Raw genomic sequence first — 17845 nt, 5'->3', positions numbered from 1 at the left:
CTTGTCTCTGTCGGCGCCGAGGACCAGAAAACGCGCATGATGGTCAAGACCGATACCAACCCCGTGCATGCGATCCTTTGGATGCTGGCCTCTGGTCTGAGCTTTGTGGGGGTGACGGGGATCGTGCGCTATCTGGGCACCGATCTTCCGGCGGCGCAATCGGCCTTTGTGCGCTTTGCCTGGGGGGCGCTGTTTCTGGCGCCTGCGTTGATGGGGCTGTGGCGGCAAGGCTTTGCCGGGTTGCATCTGCGGCTGCATCTGGGGCGGGGGGCGGTGCATGTGGCGGCGGTGATCTGCTGGTTCTATGCGATGGCGCGCATCCCGGTGGCCGAGGTGACGGCGATTGGGTATCTGAACCCGGTGCTGCTGACGCTGGGGACGGTGGTGTTCTTTGGTGAGCGCCTGTCGCTGCGGCGGGTGATGGCGATTGCGGTGGCGATGGGGGGCGCGCTGATCGTGCTGCGCCCCGGCCTGCGCGAGGTGACGGATGGCCATATCGCGCAGATTGGCGCGGCGGTGTTTTTCGCCGGATCTTACCTGTTTGCCAAGCGGCTTTCGGCGGTGGCCACGGCAGGGCAGATCGTGGCGATGCTGTCCTTGATCGTGACGCTGGCGCTGGCACCGCTGGCGGCTTGGGTTTGGGTGCCGATGAGTCTGGAGCAGTTGGCGTGGCTTGCCGTGGTCGCGGCCTGCGCGACCTCGGGGCATTACTGCATGAGCCGGGCCTTTGCGGCGGCGCCGATCGCGGTGTCGCAGCCGGTGGTGTTCTTGCAGCTGATCTGGGCGGCGCTTTTGGGCTGGTTCATCTTTGGCGAGCGGGTGGATCTGTTCGTGCTGATCGGCGGCGCGGTGATCGTGGGATCGGTGAGCTATATCACCTGGGCCGAGGCGCGCGAGCGGCGGCGCGCGCTTGTGGCCGAGGGGCCGTAGTCCGACGCCGCGGGGGGGCGCCAAACCCTCGGCAAGGCGATGCGCGCAGGCCTGCCTTTCCTCTGGCCATGTGCGCGGTTGTTGGCTAGACTTCGCATCAGACCCGGCAAACGGGCAATCGGCAGTGCAGAGAATACAGGCGGTTTTCCCATGACTGAAATGGTCTATGGCTCTAATCCCGTTCGGGTGACAGAGCCTGTCATTCCCCGTTGGTGGCGCACCATCGACAAATGGTCCTTGACCGCGATCATGGTGCTGTTCGGCATCGGCCTTTTGCTGGGGTTGGCGGCGAGTGTGCCTTTGGCGAGCCGCAACGGGTTGAACGATTTCTATTATGTGCAGCGCCAAGCCGTCTTTGGCGTGGTGGCGCTGGTGGTGATGGCGGGGGTGTCGATGATGCCGCCCGCGATGATCCGCCGTCTGGGCGTCATCGGCTTTGCCGGGGCCTTTCTGGCGCTGATGCTGCTGCCGTTCTTTGGCACCGATTTCGGCAAGGGCGCGGTGCGCTGGTTCAGCTTTGGCTTTGCCTCGGTGCAGCCTTCGGAGTTTCTGAAGCCCGGCTTCATGGTGATCGTGGCTTGGCTGATGGCGGCGAGCCAAGATCTGAACGGGCCGCCGGGAAAATCGGTGTCGTTCGGGCTGACCTTTGTGGTGGTGATGCTGCTGGCGATCCAGCCCGATTTCGGGCAGGCGGCGCTGATCCTGTTTGGCTGGGGGGTGATCTATTTCGTGGCCGGAGCGCCGATCACCCTGATCGGGATCATTCTGGGCATTGTCGGCTTTGGCGCGACGATTGCCTATGAAAGTTCCGAGCACTTTGCCCGCCGGATCGACGGGTTCCTGAACCCCGAGATCGACCCGCGCAGCCAGATCGGCTATGCCACCAACGCCATTCAGGAAGGCGGCTTCTTTGGCGTGGGCGTGGGCGAAGGCCAGGTGAAATGGACGCTGCCCGACGCGCATACCGACTTCATCATCGCGGTGGCGGCGGAAGAATATGGGCTGATCCTCGTGCTGATCATTCTGGCGCTGTATGGCACCATCGTGGTGCGCAGCCTGTTCCGGCTGATGCGCGAGCGCGACCCGTTCATCCGGCTGGCGGGCACCGGGCTTGCCTGTATCTTTGGGGTGCAGGCGATGATCAACATGGGGGTGGCGGTGCGGCTGTTGCCCGCCAAGGGGATGACGCTGCCCTTTGTCAGCTATGGCGGGTCTTCGGTGATTGCCGCCGGGATCACGGTGGGGATGCTGCTGGCCTTGACGCGCAGCCGCCCGCAGGGTGAGATTGGCGATATCCTCCGCAGGGGGCGCTGATGGCCAAGGAAAAGCTGCTTTTGATCGCGGCGGGCGGCACCGGGGGGCATATGTTCCCCGCGCAGGCGCTGGCCGAGGCGATGGTGCGCAAAGGCTGGCGGGTGAAGCTGTCGACCGATGCGCGCGGCGCGCGCTATACGGGTGGCTTTCCGCATGTGGTGAAGGTGGAGCAGGTGGCCTCGGCCACGTTTGCGCGCGGGGGTGTGCTGGCGCGGGCGATGGTGCCGTTTCGCATTGCGGGGGGCGTGTTGGGCGCGGTGCTGGCGCAGATGCGCGACCGGCCAGCGGTGGTGGTGGGGTTCGGCGGCTATCCGACGATCCCCGCGCTGGTCGCCGCTTGGGTGCTGCGACGGCCTCGGATGATTCACGAGCAGAACGGTGTGCTGGGGCGGGTGAACCAGATGTTCGCCACGCGGGTGGACCGGGTGGCCTGTGGGACATGGCCGACCGACCTGCCCGATGGCGTGGAGGCTGTGCACACCGGCAACCCGGTGCGGCTGGCGGTGCTGGACCGGGCGGCGGCGGGATATATCGCGCCGGGAGATTACCCGATGTCCTTGGTGGTGATGGGGGGCAGTCAAGGCGCGCGCATCCTTTCGGATGTGGTGCCCGAGGCGGTGGCGAGGCTGCCCGATGCGATCCGGCGCAATCTGCGGGTCGCGCATCAGGCGCGGGCCGAAGATCTGGAGCGGGTGGTCGAGGCCTATGCGCAGGCGGGCGTGCGGGCCGAGGTGCAGACCTTTTTCACCGATATTCCGGCGCGGCTGAGCGAGGCGCAACTGGTGATCTCGCGGTCGGGAGCATCGTCGATTGCCGATATCTCGGTAATCGGGCGTCCGGCGATCTTTATTCCCTTTGCGGCGGCGACGGGCGACCATCAAACTGCCAATGCGCGCGGGCTTGCGGCGGCCGAGGCGGCCATCGTGATCCCGGAAAAGGTGCTTGACGCGCCCACGCTCAGCGGCCACATGGCGGCGGTGCTGTCGCAACCCGATGCGGCCAGCCGGATGGCGCGCAATGCCTTGTCGCAAGGCCGCCCCGATGCCACCGAACGCTTGGTGGCGCTTGTTGAAGCCCTCGCAGAAGGAGCCCCGCAATGAATGCAGCAACCAAATTGCCGCTGGAACTTGGCCCGATCCACTTTGTGGGGATCGGCGGAATCGGCATGTCGGGCATTGCCGAAGTGCTGATGACGCTGGGCTATACGGTGCAGGGGTCGGACGCGAAGGCCAGCAAGATCACCGATCGGCTGGTGGCCTTGGGGGCCACGTTCTTTGAAGGGCAGGCGGCCGAGAACATTGGCAATGCGGCGGTGATCGTGATTTCCTCGGCCATCAAGAAGGGCAATCCCGAGCTGGAAGAGGCGCGGCGGCGCAAGCTGCCGGTGGTGCGCCGGGCCGAGATGCTGGCCGAGCTGATGCGGATGCGGTCGAATATTGCGGTGGCGGGCACGCATGGCAAGACGACCACGACGACGATGGTGGCGACGCTTTTGGACAAGGGCGGGTTTGATCCGACGGTGATCAACGGGGGCGTGATCCATTCCTATGGGTCGAACGCGCGCGCGGGCGCGGGCGAATGGATGGTGGTGGAGGCGGATGAAAGCGACGGGAGCTTCAACCGCTTGCCCGCCACGATTGCGATTGTGACGAACATCGACCCCGAGCATATGGAGCATTGGGGCAGCTTTGACGCGTTGCGCAAAGGGTTTCTCGACTTTGTGTCCAACATTCCCTTCTACGGTCTGGCGGTGTGCTGCACCGACCATGCCGAGGTGCAGGCGCTGGTGGGGCGCGTGGCGGATCGGCGGATCGTCACCTTTGGCTTCAACGCGCAGGCAGATGTGCGGGCGGTGAACCTGAGGTTCGAAAATGGCAGCGCTTTGTTCGATGTGCTGCTGAACAACGAGGATGAAGGTTCTAAAATTGAAGGCTGTGTGCTCCCGATGCCGGGCGATCACAACGTTTCGAACGCGCTGTCGGCGATTGCGGTGGCGCGCCATCTGGGCATGAAGAAAAGCGAGATCCGCGAAGCCTTGGCCGGGTTTGCCGGGGTGAACCGGCGGTTCACCAAGGTGGCCGAGGTGAATGGGGTGACCATCATCGACGATTACGGCCACCATCCGGTGGAGATCGCGGCGGTGCTGCGCGCGGCGCGGCAATCGACCAAGGGCCGGGTGATCGCGGTGCATCAGCCGCACCGCTACAGCCGGTTGTCGAGCCTGTTCGAGGATTTCTGCACCTGTTTCAACGAAGCGGATGTGGTTGCGATTTCCGAGGTTTACGCGGCGGGCGAAGACCCGATGCCGGGCTTTGGTCGCGACGATCTGGTGGCGGGGCTGATCGCCCATGGCCACCGCCATGCGCGGGCGGTGATGGATGAGCCGGATCTGGCGCGGCTGTTCCGTGAGCAAGCGCGGCCGGGGGATATCTTTGTCTGTCTGGGGGCTGGCACGATCAGCGCTTGGGCCAATGCGCTGCCCGCGAAGCTGGTGGAGAAAGCCGCATGAGCCCCGCGCTGACCGCAGCGCTGATCTGGCTTGTGGTGGCCAATGTGATCGCCATGCTCCCCAGCCGTGACCACCACTGGCGCGCCGCCTATGCGCTGATCGCCGTGGGCATCCCGCTGGTGGGCTGGGTCACGGCGGAGAGCGGGCCGCTGTGGGGAATGGTCATCATGGCGGCGGGGGCGAGTGTGCTGCGCTGGCCGCTGATCCATTTCTGGCGCTGGATCAAGGCGCGCGCCGGAACGCCCGCCGAGTAAGGGTCAGGCTTTGCCCTGATCGGGCGCCGGAGGATAGGGTTCGGCGCGGCGGGGATCGACCTCCCGCGCGGCGGCGCTTGGGTCCATGGTGGGGCTTTCTGGACGGGGGAGGGGATCGGTCTCGCGCATCCGGCGCGCGCTCCACAGCCCGGCGGGGATGCCTGCGGCAAGGCCGATGATGGCGGCGGCCGCGAAGAGTTGCCAGCCGTAAAGACCGGCTGTCAGGCCCGCGATGATCGCGGCGCCGGCAAAGCAACCGACAGCAATCGGCACGATGGTGGATCGCAGATATGGGAAGGCCATGGCGTTCTCCTGCTTTTTGCGTGTGGCGGTGTGATTTGCCAACGCGCGGCGGCGCAGCAGGGTTCCGCCTTGGCTTCCCTGACGGAAACGGGGGAACCTTCGCGGCGCCTGCCGGTTGAGTCTGGGTATGGCAAGCAGCGTGGCCGTTTCTTGGTCGCCTTTGCCCTTAACGGAGGACTTGAGATGCAGACCCAATCTTTTGCGAATGCGACATCCACCATGCCGACCGGCAGCAGCCTGATTTCCGGCAAGACGGTGCAGGGCACCCGCGTCTATAGCCCGGCGGGCGATGAGCTGGGGCATATCGATGATGTGATGGTCGATACGTCGTCGGGGAAGATCGTCTATGGCGTGCTGGAATTCGGTGGCTTTCTGGGGATCGGCAGCGATCACCACGCCATTCCTTTTGGCAAGCTGAAGTATGACACCGCCCGCGAAGGCTATGTCACCGATCTGACCAAGGAACAGCTGGAGCAGGCGCCGAAACAAGACGAGACATGGCGCGACAACCGCGAGTGGCAAAAGCGCAGCCATGAATATTACGGTGTGGCGCCGTATTGGCTGTAAGCCAAGGCGATGAGAAACCGACGGGCGCAGCAAGGCTGCGCCCGTTTGGCATTTCGGGGTCTTGTCTTTGGCGGCGGGGCGCGGGTAGCAAGGGCGCATGACACAGAGCCTTCCCACCCCCCGCGGCACCCTGACCCCCAACCGGCCTTTGGCCGATCTAACATGGCTGCGCGTGGGCGGACCTGCGGATTGGCTGTTCCAGCCTGCGGATGTGGAGGATCTGGCGACGTTTCTGGCGGCTTTGCCCGGGGATGTGGCGGTGTTTCCGATGGGCGTGGGGTCGAACCTGATCGTGCGCGATGGCGGATTGCGCGCGGTGGTGATCCGGCTGGGGCGCGGGTTCAACGCCATCGGGATCGAGGAAGACCGCCGGATCACGGCGGGGGCGGCGGCACTGGATGCGCATGTGGCGCGGCGGGCAGCGGAGGCGGGGCTGGACCTGACCTTTCTGCGCACGATTCCGGGCAGCATCGGCGGCGCAGTGCGGATGAATGCGGGCTGCTACGGATCTTATGTGGCGGATGTGTTGGAAAGCGTGCGCGTGGTGCTGCGGGACGGATCGATCGTGGATCTGCCCGTGGCGGCATTGAACCTGCGCTATCGGCAATCGGACCTGCCCGAAGGCGCGGTGGTGGTGAGCGCCACCTTCCGCGCCCCGGAAGGCGACCCAACTGTTTTGGCGCAGCGGATGGAGGAGCAGTTGGCCAAGCGCGATGCCAGCCAGCCCACCAAGGAACGGAGCGCCGGATCAACTTTTCGTAATCCGGTCGGCCATTCCTCGACGGGGCGGGCGGACGACACGCATGAGTTGAAGGCGTGGAAAGTGATCGATGACGCCGGAATGCGCGGCGCCACGCTGGGCGGGGCGCAAATGAGCCAGATGCATTCCAATTTCCTGATCAACGCCGGAGGGGCGACCGCCGCCGATCTGGAAAATCTGGGCGAGGCGGTGCGAAAAAAGGTTTTCCAAACCAGCGGGATCACGTTAGAATGGGAAATCATGCGTGTCGGCGAAGCGTAACGGCCAAGCGCGCGCAAAATAACAAGAATATGGGCCAAAAACAGGCCCGAGAGGCAGTAAATGGCGGGTGCATCTGGCAGGGTGTCCCGCGTGGCGGTGATCAAGGGCGGCCCCTCTGCGGAGCGGGAAGTTTCCTTGTCGACAGGCAATGCCTGTGCAAAAGCGCTGCGCGAGGCGGGATATGAGGTGGTCGAGGTCGATGCGGGCCCGGACCTGCCCGCGCGCCTGACCGAGATCAAGCCAGATGTGGTGTTCAACGCCTTGCATGGCCGCTGGGGCGAGGATGGCTGCGTGCAGGGTCTGCTGGAATGGTTGCGCATTCCTTACACGCATTCCGGGGTGCTGGCGTCGTCGCTGGCGATGGACAAGCAGCGCACCAAGGATGTCTACCGCGCGGCGGGCTTGCCGGTGGCGGAATCGGTGATCGTGGCGCGTGAGGTGGTGGAGGCCGGGCATGTGCTGCCGCCGCCCTATGTGGTGAAGCCCAACAACGAAGGCTCGTCCGTGGGGGTCTATATCGTGCGCCCGGGCAGCAATGCGCCGCGGCTGAGCGCCGAGATGCCTGCTAAGGTGATGGTGGAGGCCTATGCGCCGGGGCGCGAGCTTTCGATCAGCGTGATGGGAGATCGGGCGCTGTGCGTGACCGATATTCTGACCGATGGCTGGTATGATTACGATGCCAAATACAAGCCCGGGGGCAGCCGCCACGAGGTGCCTGCCCGGATTCCGGCCGAGGTCGAGGCGGCCTGTCTGGACTATGCCTTGCGCGCGCATCGGGCGTTGGGGTGCCGGGGTCTGAGCCGGACCGACATTCGCTGGGATGAGGCGAAGGGTGTGGACGGATTGATCCTGCTTGAGACGAACACCCAGCCGGGGATGACGCCGACGTCGTTGTCGCCAGAGCAGGCGGCGCATATGGGAATTTCTTTTCCCGCGCTGTGCGCATGGATCGTGGAGGATGCGTCATGCAACCGCTGAGCGCGCCGCGCCGCACGCCGACGCTGACCGTGCACCCGCTGCGCCGCGATCCGGCGCCGTCGCGTTGGGCCTATCGGATGCAGCGGCTGTGGCTGACGCCGTTGTTCCGGGTGATGTTCCGGGTGGGCGTGCCGACCTTTGTGCTGGCGCTGGTGGTGGGGCTGGTGCTGGCCGATGAAGACCGGCGCACCGCGATTGCGGGCGGGATCACCGAGATCCGCACGCAGTTCCAGAACCGACCTGAGTTCATGGTGGGGCTGGTGTCGGTGGTGGGGGCCTCGCCCGAGCTGGCCGATGTGGTGCGGGCGCGGCTGGACCTGAAGCTGCCGCAATCGTCTTTCGACATTGATCTGGTGGCGGCGCGGGCGCGGATTCAGGAGCTGGACGCGATTGCCCGCGCCGATCTGATCGTGCGGTCGGGCGGCGTGCTGGAGGTGGCGATCACCGAGCGGGAACCGGCGTTGCTGTGGCGCACCGAAGACGGGATCGAGATGCTGGATGCCAGCGGGCACCGGGTGGCGAGCCTTGCCGCGCGCAGCGACCGCCCGGATCTGCCGCTGATCGCGGGGGAGGCAGCCGACAGCGCGACGCCTGAGGCTTTGGCCTTGCTGGCGGCGGCGGCGCCGATTGCCGACCGCGTGCGCGGGCTGGTGCGGGTGGGCGAGCGGCGCTGGGACGTGGTGCTGGACCGCAACCAGCGCATCCTGCTGCCCGAAGAGAAACCGATTGCCGCCATCGAGCGGCTGATCGCCCTGCATCAGGCGGGCGATCTTTTGGGACGCGATATTCTGACCGTGGACCTGAGAACCGAACACCGCCCCGTGCTGCGTCTGGCGCCTTATGCGCTGAGCCAGCTGCGCCAGTCACAGGGCATTGACATCAGCGGGAGCCAGCTATGACCGATCTTTATCAGGCGCAGCGCGCCATGCGGAACATGCGCCGTGCGGCCATGCAACGCGGCGTCATCGCCATTCTGGACATTGGCACCTCGAAGATCGCCTGTCTGATCCTGCGCTTTGACGGCACCGACAGTTTCGGGGATGACACGGTCGGGCCGATGGCAGGGCAATCGTCCTTTCGGGTGATCGGCGCGGCCACCACCCGGTCACGCGGGGTGCGGTTTGGCGAGATTGCGGTGATGGCCGAGACCGAGCGCGCGGTGCGCACGGCGGTGCAAGCGGCGCAGAAGATGGCCAATGTGCGGGTGGATCATGTGATCGCCTGTTTCTCGGGCGCGGAGCCGCGCAGCTATGGTCTGGCGGGCGAGATTGATCTGGAAGACAGCGTGGTGACCGAGCAGGACGTGGCGCGGGTGCTGGCGTCATGCGAGCTGCCCGACATCGGGCACAACCGCGAGGTGCTGCATGCGCAGCCGGTGAACTTTGCGCTGGATCACCGGTCGGGTCTTGGCGATCCGCGCGGGCAGATCGGCAACCGTCTGGCCACCGACATGCACCTGTTGTCGATTGATGGCACGGTGGTGCAGAACATTCTGCACTGCATCCAGCGCTGCGATCTGGAATTGGCGGGGATGGCGTCTTCGGCCTATGTCTCGGGCATTTCGGCCTTGGTCGAGGATGAGCAAGAGCTGGGCGCGGCCTGTATCGATATGGGCGGTGGGTCGACCGGGATTTCGGTGTTCATCAAGAAGCACATGATTTACGCCGATGCGGTGCGCATGGGCGGGGATCATGTGTCGAGCGATATCTCGAAAGGTCTGATGGTGCCGATGGCGGTGGCCGAGCGGATCAAGACCAAGCATGGCGGCGTGCAGGCCACCGGCATGGACGACCGCGAGATGATCGAGGTGGGCGGCGACAGCGGCGATTGGGAAAAGGACCGCCGTCAGGTGAGCCGGGCCGAGCTGATCGGCATCATGCGGCCTCGGGTGGAAGAAATTCTGGAAGAGGTGCGGGCGCGTCTGGATGCGGCCGGGTTTGACAGCCTGCCCAGCCAGCAGATCGTGCTGACCGGAGGCGCCAGCCAGATTCCGGGTCTGGACGGGCTGGCGAGCCGCATTCTGGGCCAGCGGGTGCGGTTGGGGCGTCCTTTGCGGGTGCAAGGCCTGCCACAGGCGGCGACGGGCGCTGCCTTTGCCTCGACCGTTGGGCTGTGCCTCTTTGCGGCGCATCCGCAGGACGAATGGTGGGACTTTGAAATCCCCGCCGAGCGTTACCCGGCGCGGTCGCTCAAGCGGGTGGTGAAATGGTTCAAGGACAACTGGTAACCGCAAAACCTTGCGTGACTGGCGAAATCCCGCTGAAAAATGAGCGATGAGCCCCATATTTTGTGGGGTTCTAGCGCTTTTTTAAGTGACGACTGGCGGCCTTGTGGATATTCTAGGCGCTAATTCGAGGTTAAAACGCCCGGGACAGGCGTGCGGACCCCGATCAGGATATCAAACGCGGCGGCAAGAAGACCTCTGGCGGCACAACAAAAGACAGGCGGATAGGCAATGGCACTCAACTTCATCGTGAACGCGCAGCGCGAAGAGCTGAAGCCCCGGATCACCGTGTTTGGTGTCGGTGGTGCAGGGGGCAACGCAGTCAACAACATGATCGAGCAGAACCTGGAAGGGGTTGAGTTCGTCGTGGCCAATACCGATGCGCAGGCGTTGCAACAGTCGAAAGCCACGTCGAAGATCCAGATGGGGATCAAGGCGACGGAAGGGCTTGGGGCAGGCGCGCGCCCGACGGTGGGGGCTGCCGCTGCCGAGGAGACCATCGAGGAGATCGTCGATCATCTGGCGGGGGCGCATATGTGCTTTATCACCGCTGGCATGGGCGGTGGCACCGGCACAGGGGCGGCCCCGATCATTGCGCAGGCCGCGCGCGAACTGGGCGTGCTGACGGTGGGCGTTGTCACCAAGCCGTTCCAGTTTGAAGGCAACAAGCGCATGAAGCAGGCCGAGGACGGGATCGAGGCGCTGCAAAAGGTGGTGGATACGCTGATCATCATTCCGAACCAGAACCTGTTCCGGTTGGCGAATGAGCGCACCACCTTTACCGAAGCCTTCGCCATGGCGGATGACGTGCTGTATCAGGGCGTCAAGGGTGTGACGGATCTCATGGTTCGTCCGGGTCTGATCAACCTTGACTTCGCGGACGTGCGCGCCGTGATGGACGAAATGGGCAAGGCGATGATGGGCACCGGGGAAGCCTCGGGCGAGGATCGCGCCGTGCAGGCCGCCGAGAAGGCGATTGCCAACCCGCTGCTGGACGAAATCAGCCTGAACGGCGCCAAGGGCGTGCTGATCAACATCACCGGTGGATATGATCTGACTTTGTTCGAACTGGACGAGGCCGCGAATATCATCCGTGAGAAGGTCGACCCGGACGCGAATATCATCGTGGGCTCGACTCTGGACACCAGCATGGAAGGCATGCTGCGCGTTTCGGTGGTGGCGACCGGGATCGATGTGGCCGTGGCCAAGGCGGAAACCCCGGTGGCGCGCCGGTCGATGGCGGCGCCGCTGCCGTCGCACCTGACCGCCCCGGTCGAGGCGCCTGCGCCGCAACCGGCCCCTGTGCAGCACATGGCACCGGCTCCGCAGCCGATGCAGCATCAGCCTGCGCCGCAGCAACCGCAGCAGCCGCAACTGTTTGATGCCGTGCCTGCCCGCGCGCCGTATCAGGCCCCGGCGGCCGAGGCGCATGACGATTTGCCCGAACCGGCCTATCGCCCGCAGCCTGCCGCCGCCCGTGGTGTGCCGATGCATGACGATGCCGCCGCCTTCGTGGCACCGCGTCCGCGCGCCGCTGGCACCCCGTCGCCCGAGGCGCTGGCGCGGTTGCAGGCTGCCGTGTCTCGCGGTCCGGCACAGGCCGCGCCCGCTCCGCGTCAGCCCGCAGCGCCGCGTCAGGCTGCACCGGCACAACCGGCGGCCGAGCAGGCGCGTCCCCGCTTTGGCATCGGGTCGCTGATCAACCGTATGGCGGGTGGCGGCCATGAGCCGCAGGCGGCCGAGCGCCCGGCGCCGTCGCGCCAGCAGCCTCCGGTCACGTCCTATGATGACGAGCCGGAATTGAGCGCCGATCAGGAGCGCATTGAGATTCCAGCGTTTCTTCGCCGTCAGGCGAACTGAGACAGATCTGTAACATTTGCAGGAAAGCCCGCAGCTTGTGCGGGCTTTTTTGTTTTATATCATCGCCTTACCTGAGTTTTCTGGTGTCATCCTTCGACATAAAGCGTGAGTTGGCTTTGGCTTCATGAATCCTTAATTCACTATCAGGGAACGGCGCGGCCAATGGGGCTGTTGTCTTTCCGTGATATGTTTCGATAGGCCAGGGGTCTGACTGTGCAGAATACGCTGAAATCCGCTGTGGTGTTTGAAGGCCGGGGTTTGCACTCTGGCGCGCCCGTGCGCATGGTGGTGCGGCCTGCTTCGGCAGATTACGGCATCTGGTTCAAGCGCACGGATATTGCCAGCGGCGATACGATGATCGCGGCGCGTTGGGATCAGGTGGTGCCGTCGCAACTGTGCACGCTGATCCGCAATGCGGCGGGGGTGGAGGTGTCCACCATCGAGCACATCATGGCGGCGCTGGCGGGCTGTGCGATCCACAATGCGGTGATCGAGATTGACGGGCCGGAAGTGCCGATTCTGGACGGCTCGGCGCTGGCCTTTGTGGATGCGTTTCTGGCGAAGGGGCTGATCGAGCAATCGGCACCGGTGCGGGCGATCCGGGTGTTGAAGCCGGTGGAAGTGCGCGACGGCGCGGCAGTGGCGCGGCTGGACCCGGCAGATATGCTGGAGATCGATTTCTCGATTCATTTCGAGGAAGCGGCGATTGGCTCGCAGGCCAAGCATCTGAACCTGTCGAACGGCGCTTTCGTGCGCGAACTGGCGGACAGCCGCACGTTCTGCCGCCAGTCGGATGTGGATGCGATGCGCGCGCGCGGGCTTGCGCTGGGGGGCACGCTGGACAATGCGGTGGTGTTCGAGGGCGACCGTGTGCTGTCGCCGGGCGGCTTGCGCCACCGCGACGAGCCCGTGCGCCACAAGATGCTGGACGCGATGGGCGACCTGTATCTGGCGGGCGGGCCGATTCTGGGCCGCTACACCGGAATCCGCGCCGGTCATGCGATGACGAACCGGTTGCTGGTGGCCTTGTTCGCCGATCCGACCGCGTGGCGCATGGTGGAATGCGGCGCAATGACCGTTGGCAAGTTGCCCGGGATGGGCGTGCATCGCAGCGATCTTCCCGCAACGGCCTGACAGGCTTGTGATCGGCAGTGCAAAGGCGTTTTGCGCCGCCGATTTTTCTGTGCTAGGACGACTGCAACAGGGCGGACAGGGCGCCATTCTGAGCGCAGGGTCCGGGTGGTTTGATGGATAGGCAGACGATGGCAGTCGGAAAATCGGGCGCGAAATGGCTGAGCATCGCGCTCGTTCTGTCGTTTCTTTCGGCTTGTGGCGGTGGCACGCAGGAACGCGCGCTGGACAGCTATACGGCGGAAGAGATTTACAAGCAGGGCGAGCTGGAGCTGGAAACCGGGTCACGCCCCAAGGATGCGATCCGCTATTTTCAGGAAGTGGAACGGCTTTATCCCTATTCGGAATGGGCCAAGCGGTCGCTGATCATGCAGGCTTTCAGCCAGCACAAGGCCAAGGAATATGAAGAGGCGCGGTCCACCGCGCAGCGTTTCCTTGACACTTATCCCGGCGATGAGGATGCGCCCTATGCCGCCTATCTGATGGCGCTGTCCTATTATGACCAGATCGATGAAGTGGGCCGCGATCAGGGCCTGACCTTTCAGGCGCTGCAAGGCATGCGGACGGTGATTGAGCAATATCCGGACAGCGATTACGCGCGGTCGGCGATGTTGAAATTCGAGCTGGCCTTTGACCATCTGGCGGGCAAGGAAATGGAGATCGGCCGCTATTACCTGAAGCGGCGGCAATATACGGCGGCGATCAACCGGTTCCGCACCGTGGTGCAGGATTTCCAGACCACGACTCACACTGCCGAAGCCTTGCACCGGCTGACAGAGGCCTATCTGGGGCTGGGGCTTACGGCCGAGGCGCAGACGTCGGCGGCGATTCTGGGCTTTAACTATCAGTCTTCGCCTTTCTACGACGACAGTTTCCGCTTGCTGAAAGGCCGGGGGCTGGCGCCAGAAGCGCGGGGTGACAGCTGGCTGTCGCAGGTCTATCGGCAGATGGTGCGCGGCGAATGGCTGTGAGGATGGCGGGGTAAGCCCCGCCCTACGGGAAAACCTATGCTCCGTTCGCTTGATATCCGCGATGTGTTGATCATTGATCGGCTGTCCCTTGAATTGGGGGCAGGCCTGAATGTGCTGACCGGGGAGACCGGGGCGGGGAAATCCATTCTGCTGGATGCCTTGGGCTTTGTGCTGGGCTGGCGCGGGCGGGCCGAGCTGGTGCGCGCAGGCGCGGCGCAAGGCGAGGTGACGGCGGTGTTTGATCTGGCGCCCGGCCATGCGGCGCATGCGGTGCTGGCCGATGCCGGGATCGAGGCCGAGGATGAGCTGATCCTGCGCCGGGTGAACACGGCCGATGGCCGCAAGACCGCCTATGTGAACGACCGCCGGGTGTCGGGAGAGGTGCTGCGCGCGCTGTCGGAAGGCTTGGTGGAACTGCATGGGCAGCATGATGACCGGGGCTTGCTGAACCCGCGCGGGCATCGGGCGCTGTTGGACACATTCGCCGGGCTGGATCTGGGCGCCTCGCGCCGGGCCTGGGCGGCGGCGCGGGTGGCGCGGGCGGCCTTGGCCGAGGCGGAGGTCGCGCTGGCGGCGGCGCGGGCGGAGGAAGAGTTCCTGCGCCATGCGGTGGCGGAGTTGGACAAGCTGAACCCCGAGCCGGGGGAGGAGGCGGTGCTGGACCTGCGCCGCCGCGCGATGCAAGGGGCCGAGCGCATCCGGGCGGATGTGGCGCGGGCCTTGCAGATGCTGTCGGAGGATGGCGCCGAAGCGGCGTTGCGCGATGCGACGCGCTGGCTCGAAGGGGCGGCGGACCGGGCCGAGGGGGCGCTTGAGGCGCCCTTGGCGGCGATCGGGCGGGCGCTGATCGAGCTGTCCGAGGCGCAGGCCGGGGTAGAGGCCTGTCTGGCCGGTCTGGATGTGAATCCGGGCGACCTGGAGGCGGTGGAAGAGCGCTTGTTCGCGATTCGCGCGCTGGCCCGCAAGCATGGGGTGTTGCCCGATGACTTGGGCGGCTTTGCCGGGGATCTGCGCGCGCGCTTGCTGGCCTTGGACAATGGCGCGGCGGGGATCGGGGCCTTGCAACGGACGGTGGCCGAGGCCGAGGCCGCGTGGAAGGCCGAGGCCGCGCGGCTGACGGCGGCGCGGCAAGAGGCTGCGGCGCGTCTGGACCGGGCGATGGCGGCCGAGCTTGCACCCTTGAAGATGGAACGGGCGGTGTTCGTGACGGCGGTCACGCGCGGCGAGGATGGGCCGGAGGGCGCGGATGAGGTGACCTTTACCGTCGCCACCAACCCCGGCGCGCCTTCGGGGGCGCTGAACAAGATCGCGTCAGGCGGGGAGTTGAGCCGTTTCCTCTTGGCGCTGAAAGTGTGTCTGACCGGGCAGGCCGAAGGGCTGACCATGATCTTTGACGAGATCGACCGCGGCGTCGGCGGGGCGACCGCCGATGCGGTGGGGCGGCGGTTGAAGCTGTTGTCGGACACGGCGCAGGTGTTGGTGGTGACCCACAGCCCGCAGGTGGCGGCGCTGGGGGCGCATCATTGGCGCGTGGAAAAGCGGGTGGAGGCCGGGCAGACCCTGTCGACCGTGGTGCCGCTGTCTCCGGGCGAGCGGGTGGAAGAGATCGCGCGGATGCTGTCGGGCGACACGGTGAGCGACGCCGCACGCGAGGCGGCGCGGGCGCTTCTGGGGTAACGACGGCGTGCGGATCGACCCTGCGGGAGAGAAGGGCGCTCCGCGCGGGAGTATTTGAGAAAGGTGCAAGCCGGTGGGGCGGCTCAGCCTTGCGTGAGGCGGCGCGGGCGCTTCTGGGGTAACGGCGGCGCGCGGATCGACCCTGCGGGCGAGAAGGGCGCTCCGCGCGGGAGTATTTGAGAAAGGTGCAAGCCGGTGGGACGGCTCAGCCTTGCGCGAGGCGGCGCGGGCGCCGGTGGGGTGAGGGCGCCGCGCGTATCGAGCGTATGGGAAAGAAGGGCGCTCCGCGCGGGAGTATTTGTGAAAGGTGCAATGCAGCGCGGGGGCGCCGGGTCAGCCTTCCACCACCGCGAAAGTGGCGGTGAGCGCAAGCCAGCCGGTGCCTTTGGCGACGAGGACAGCGGTGAGCAAGGCGCCGATGCGCGGTAATTCGGCGCCGCTGGCATCGCGCAGGCCCGTGACGACAAAGCGCTGGTGCAGGATGGTGGCCCCCGGGCCGATGGGGCGCAGGGTGACTTTGCCGGTGACGAGCCGCGCCATGCGTGACAGGCCCGCGAATTCCTGCTGAAGCCCGCGGGTGATGTCGCGGCGGCCTTCGGCCCAATGGCCTGTCAGGCTGTGGAAGCTGCCGTCCTCGCCAAACAGCGCGGCCAGAGCCTCGGCGTTCTGGCTGCCGAAGGCGGCGGCAAAAGCGCGGGGAAAATCGGTGGGTTGAGTCATTGGGGCACCAGTTTGCCGGGGTTGAGCAGGCCTTGCGGATCGAGGGCGCGTTTGATGGCACCCATCACCGCCCAAGCGGCGCCATGTTCGGCGGCCATATGGCCAAGCTTGCCAAGGCCGATCCCATGTTCGCCGGTGATGGTGCCGCCCAGACGCAAGGCGCGCGCCGCCATGCGGTCAGAAAGCTGCTTGGCAATCGCCTGTTCGGCGGCATCCTCGGGCTGGACCAGCAGGATCGCGTGGAAATTGCCATCACCGACATGGCCGAGGATGGGCCCGGGGATGCCGCTGGCAGCAATGTCGGCGCGGGTTTCCTCGACCGCTTGCGCAAGCGCGGAGATCGGGACACAGACATCGGTGACGAGCGCGGTGGCGCCGGGGCGCCGTGCGAGGATGGCGGGATAGGCCTGATGGCGCATCTTCCACAACCGGGTGCGGTCTTCCTGTGCCTTGGCCCAGTGAAAGCCCGCGCAGCCATGGTCGCGCGCCATCTCGCCAAAGCGGGTGGCCTGTTCGGCGACGCTTTCGGGACTGCCGTGGAATTCGACGAGCAGGTGTGGCGCCGGCGTGAGGGCTTGCCCCGACCAGGCGGCGCAGGCGGCAACGGCCTCGGTGTCCAGAAACTCGATCCGCGCCATGGGCAGACCCATCTGGATGGTCAGGGTGACGCAATCCACCGCCGCGGCGATGGTGGGGAAGGCGCAGAGGGCGGCAGAGACCGCTTCGGGCTGGCCTTGTAGGCGCAAGGTGAGCTCGGTCACCAGCCCCAGCGTGCCTTCGGAGCCGACCAGAAGGGCGGTGAGATCATAGCCGGAGGCGGATTTGGGCGCGGTGGAGCCGGTGCGCAGGATCTGACCGTCTGCCAGCACAACCTCGAACCCCAGCACATTGTGGCGCATCGTGCCATAGCGCACGGCGGTGGTGCCCGAGGCGCGAGTCATGGCCATGCCGCCCAAGCTGGCATTGGCGCCGGGATCGACCGGAAAGAACAGCCCGGTGGCGCGCAGTTCGGTATTGAGCGCCTCACGCGTGATGCCGGGTTGCACGATGGCGATGCGATCTTCGGGATGGACGGCCAGCAGCTTGTTCATGCGGCTGAAATTGAGGGTGAGCCCGCCTTGCACGGCGAGGGCATGGCCTTCGAGCGAGGTGCCTGCCCCCCAGCCGATCATCGGCAGGGCATGGCGGCTGCAGATGCGCGCGATCTGCGCCACTTCGGCGGTGGTTTCGGGGAAGGCCACCGCATCGGGGCTGCGGCTGCGGATATGGCTTTCGGACTGGCTGTGATGGTCGCGCACGGCGCGATGGGTGCTGAGCCGATCGCCAAGGAAGGCAAGCTCCGAGAGCGCGGCAGGGAGCGGAACGGGGCTGGAACGCATGGCACCT

Annotated in this window: 17 protein-coding genes; 14 read left to right on the top strand and 3 right to left on the bottom strand. The window is 65.7% G+C overall.

Going from position 1 to position 17845, the window contains the following annotated elements; translation table 11 throughout:
• The first annotated feature begins 39 nt into the window (after window positions 1-39).
• The 5 genes from CUR21_RS10650 (at window position 40) to CUR21_RS10630 (ending at window position 5007) form a co-directional block, all read left to right on the top strand.
• Window positions 40-930: a DMT family transporter gene (locus tag CUR21_RS10650; RefSeq protein ID WP_232622794.1), complete on the top strand. Its 891-nt coding sequence runs from the start codon at window positions 40-42 to the stop codon at window positions 928-930.
• Between the two features lie 150 nt (window positions 931-1080).
• Entirely contained in the window at window positions 1081-2244 is a 1164-nt protein-coding gene (ftsW, locus tag CUR21_RS10645) for a putative lipid II flippase FtsW (protein ID WP_100197019.1), read from the top strand.
• Window positions 2244-3344, top strand: a complete 1101-nt coding sequence (locus tag CUR21_RS10640; protein ID WP_100197018.1) for a UDP-N-acetylglucosamine--N-acetylmuramyl-(pentapeptide) pyrophosphoryl-undecaprenol N-acetylglucosamine transferase — start codon at window positions 2244-2246, stop codon at window positions 3342-3344. Before ftsW ends, CUR21_RS10640 begins: the two co-directional genes overlap by 1 nt.
• A complete protein-coding gene (murC, locus tag CUR21_RS10635) occupies window positions 3341-4753 on the top strand; it encodes a UDP-N-acetylmuramate--L-alanine ligase (protein ID WP_100197017.1) in 1413 nt (470 codons plus the stop codon). Before CUR21_RS10640 ends, murC begins: the two co-directional genes overlap by 4 nt.
• Complete coding sequence (locus CUR21_RS10630; RefSeq protein WP_100197016.1) at window positions 4750-5007, top strand: DUF2484 family protein; 258 nt, start codon at window positions 4750-4752, stop codon at window positions 5005-5007. The genes murC and CUR21_RS10630 overlap by 4 nt, the downstream gene beginning before the upstream one ends.
• A 3-nt stretch (window positions 5008-5010) precedes the next feature.
• Here the strand turns inward: CUR21_RS10630 and CUR21_RS10625 are convergent, their stop codons facing one another.
• Window positions 5011-5310, bottom strand: a complete 300-nt coding sequence (locus CUR21_RS10625) for a hypothetical protein (protein ID WP_100197015.1) — start codon at window positions 5308-5310, stop codon at window positions 5011-5013.
• A gap of 183 nt (window positions 5311-5493) precedes the next feature.
• On the opposite strand from CUR21_RS10625, the gene CUR21_RS10620 reads away from it, so the two are divergent.
• The 9 genes from CUR21_RS10620 to recN all read left to right on the top strand — a co-directional run bounded on the left by CUR21_RS10620 (window position 5494) and on the right by recN (window position 15739).
• Window positions 5494-5877: a PRC-barrel domain-containing protein gene (locus CUR21_RS10620; RefSeq protein WP_198431676.1), complete on the top strand. Its 384-nt coding sequence runs from the start codon at window positions 5494-5496 to the stop codon at window positions 5875-5877.
• A gap of 97 nt (window positions 5878-5974) precedes the next feature.
• Entirely contained in the window at window positions 5975-6898 is a 924-nt protein-coding gene (gene murB, locus CUR21_RS10615; RefSeq protein ID WP_100197014.1) for a UDP-N-acetylmuramate dehydrogenase, read from the top strand.
• 60 nt (window positions 6899-6958) lie between these two features.
• On the top strand, window positions 6959-7876 hold the full coding sequence (locus tag CUR21_RS10610; RefSeq protein WP_100197013.1) for a D-alanine--D-alanine ligase: 918 nt from the start codon (window positions 6959-6961) through the stop codon (window positions 7874-7876).
• Window positions 7864-8775, top strand: a complete 912-nt coding sequence (locus CUR21_RS10605) for a cell division protein FtsQ/DivIB (protein WP_100197012.1) — start codon at window positions 7864-7866, stop codon at window positions 8773-8775. The genes CUR21_RS10610 and CUR21_RS10605 overlap by 13 nt, the downstream gene beginning before the upstream one ends.
• Window positions 8772-10103: a cell division protein FtsA gene (gene ftsA, locus CUR21_RS10600; RefSeq protein ID WP_100197011.1), complete on the top strand. Its 1332-nt coding sequence runs from the start codon at window positions 8772-8774 to the stop codon at window positions 10101-10103. The genes CUR21_RS10605 and ftsA overlap by 4 nt, the downstream gene beginning before the upstream one ends.
• Window positions 10104-10331: 228 nt before the next feature.
• Window positions 10332-11960: a cell division protein FtsZ gene (gene ftsZ / locus CUR21_RS10595; RefSeq protein ID WP_100197010.1), complete on the top strand. Its 1629-nt coding sequence runs from the start codon at window positions 10332-10334 to the stop codon at window positions 11958-11960.
• A 213-nt stretch (window positions 11961-12173) separates the two neighbouring features.
• Window positions 12174-13094, top strand: a complete 921-nt coding sequence (lpxC, locus tag CUR21_RS10590; RefSeq protein WP_100197009.1) for a UDP-3-O-acyl-N-acetylglucosamine deacetylase — start codon at window positions 12174-12176, stop codon at window positions 13092-13094.
• Window positions 13095-13222: 128 nt separating this feature from the next.
• Window positions 13223-14062 (top strand): outer membrane protein assembly factor BamD, encoded by an 840-nt coding sequence (locus CUR21_RS10585; RefSeq protein ID WP_100197008.1) that lies wholly within the window; start codon window positions 13223-13225, stop codon window positions 14060-14062.
• 36 nt (window positions 14063-14098) lie between these two features.
• Window positions 14099-15739, top strand: coding sequence for a DNA repair protein RecN (gene recN / locus CUR21_RS10580; RefSeq protein ID WP_100197007.1), 1641 nt, complete (start codon window positions 14099-14101; stop codon window positions 15737-15739).
• Window positions 15740-16072: 333 nt separating this feature from the next.
• On the opposite strand, the gene CUR21_RS10575 is transcribed toward recN, so the two are convergent.
• A complete protein-coding gene (locus tag CUR21_RS10575) occupies window positions 16073-16459 on the bottom strand; it encodes a nuclear transport factor 2 family protein (RefSeq protein ID WP_100197006.1) in 387 nt (128 codons plus the stop codon).
• Complete coding sequence (locus tag CUR21_RS10570; protein ID WP_100197005.1) at window positions 16456-17838, bottom strand: FAD-binding oxidoreductase; 1383 nt, start codon at window positions 17836-17838, stop codon at window positions 16456-16458. The genes CUR21_RS10575 and CUR21_RS10570 overlap by 4 nt, the downstream gene beginning before the upstream one ends.
• Window positions 17839-17845 lie beyond the last annotated feature (7 nt).

Source organism: Pseudorhodobacter sp. MZDSW-24AT, assembly GCF_002794355.1.
Taxonomy (GTDB): domain Bacteria; phylum Pseudomonadota; class Alphaproteobacteria; order Rhodobacterales; family Rhodobacteraceae; genus Pseudotabrizicola.
The sequence above is the reverse complement of the archived record's forward strand: the minus strand, read 5'-3'. Positions and strand labels throughout refer to the sequence as shown.

Coding starts and splice junctions, on each gene's coding strand:
- CUR21_RS10650 (WP_232622794.1), top strand. CDS start 40: ATGGTCAAGACCGATACCAACCCCGTGCATGCGATCCTTTGGATGCTG.
- ftsW (WP_100197019.1), top strand. CDS start 1,081: ATGACTGAAATGGTCTATGGCTCTAATCCCGTTCGGGTGACAGAGCCT.
- CUR21_RS10640 (WP_100197018.1), top strand. CDS start 2,244: ATGGCCAAGGAAAAGCTGCTTTTGATCGCGGCGGGCGGCACCGGGGGG.
- murC (WP_100197017.1), top strand. CDS start 3,341: ATGAATGCAGCAACCAAATTGCCGCTGGAACTTGGCCCGATCCACTTT.
- CUR21_RS10630 (WP_100197016.1), top strand. CDS start 4,750: ATGAGCCCCGCGCTGACCGCAGCGCTGATCTGGCTTGTGGTGGCCAAT.
- CUR21_RS10625 (WP_100197015.1), bottom strand. CDS start 5,310: ATGGCCTTCCCATATCTGCGATCCACCATCGTGCCGATTGCTGTCGGT.
- CUR21_RS10620 (WP_198431676.1), top strand. CDS start 5,494: ATGCAGACCCAATCTTTTGCGAATGCGACATCCACCATGCCGACCGGC.
- murB (WP_100197014.1), top strand. CDS start 5,975: ATGACACAGAGCCTTCCCACCCCCCGCGGCACCCTGACCCCCAACCGG.
- CUR21_RS10610 (WP_100197013.1), top strand. CDS start 6,959: ATGGCGGGTGCATCTGGCAGGGTGTCCCGCGTGGCGGTGATCAAGGGC.
- CUR21_RS10605 (WP_100197012.1), top strand. CDS start 7,864: ATGCAACCGCTGAGCGCGCCGCGCCGCACGCCGACGCTGACCGTGCAC.
- ftsA (WP_100197011.1), top strand. CDS start 8,772: ATGACCGATCTTTATCAGGCGCAGCGCGCCATGCGGAACATGCGCCGT.
- ftsZ (WP_100197010.1), top strand. CDS start 10,332: ATGGCACTCAACTTCATCGTGAACGCGCAGCGCGAAGAGCTGAAGCCC.
- CUR21_RS10585 (WP_100197008.1), top strand. CDS start 13,223: ATGGCAGTCGGAAAATCGGGCGCGAAATGGCTGAGCATCGCGCTCGTT.
- recN (WP_100197007.1), top strand. CDS start 14,099: ATGCTCCGTTCGCTTGATATCCGCGATGTGTTGATCATTGATCGGCTG.
- CUR21_RS10575 (WP_100197006.1), bottom strand. CDS start 16,459: ATGACTCAACCCACCGATTTTCCCCGCGCTTTTGCCGCCGCCTTCGGC.
- CUR21_RS10570 (WP_100197005.1), bottom strand. CDS start 17,838: ATGCGTTCCAGCCCCGTTCCGCTCCCTGCCGCGCTCTCGGAGCTTGCC.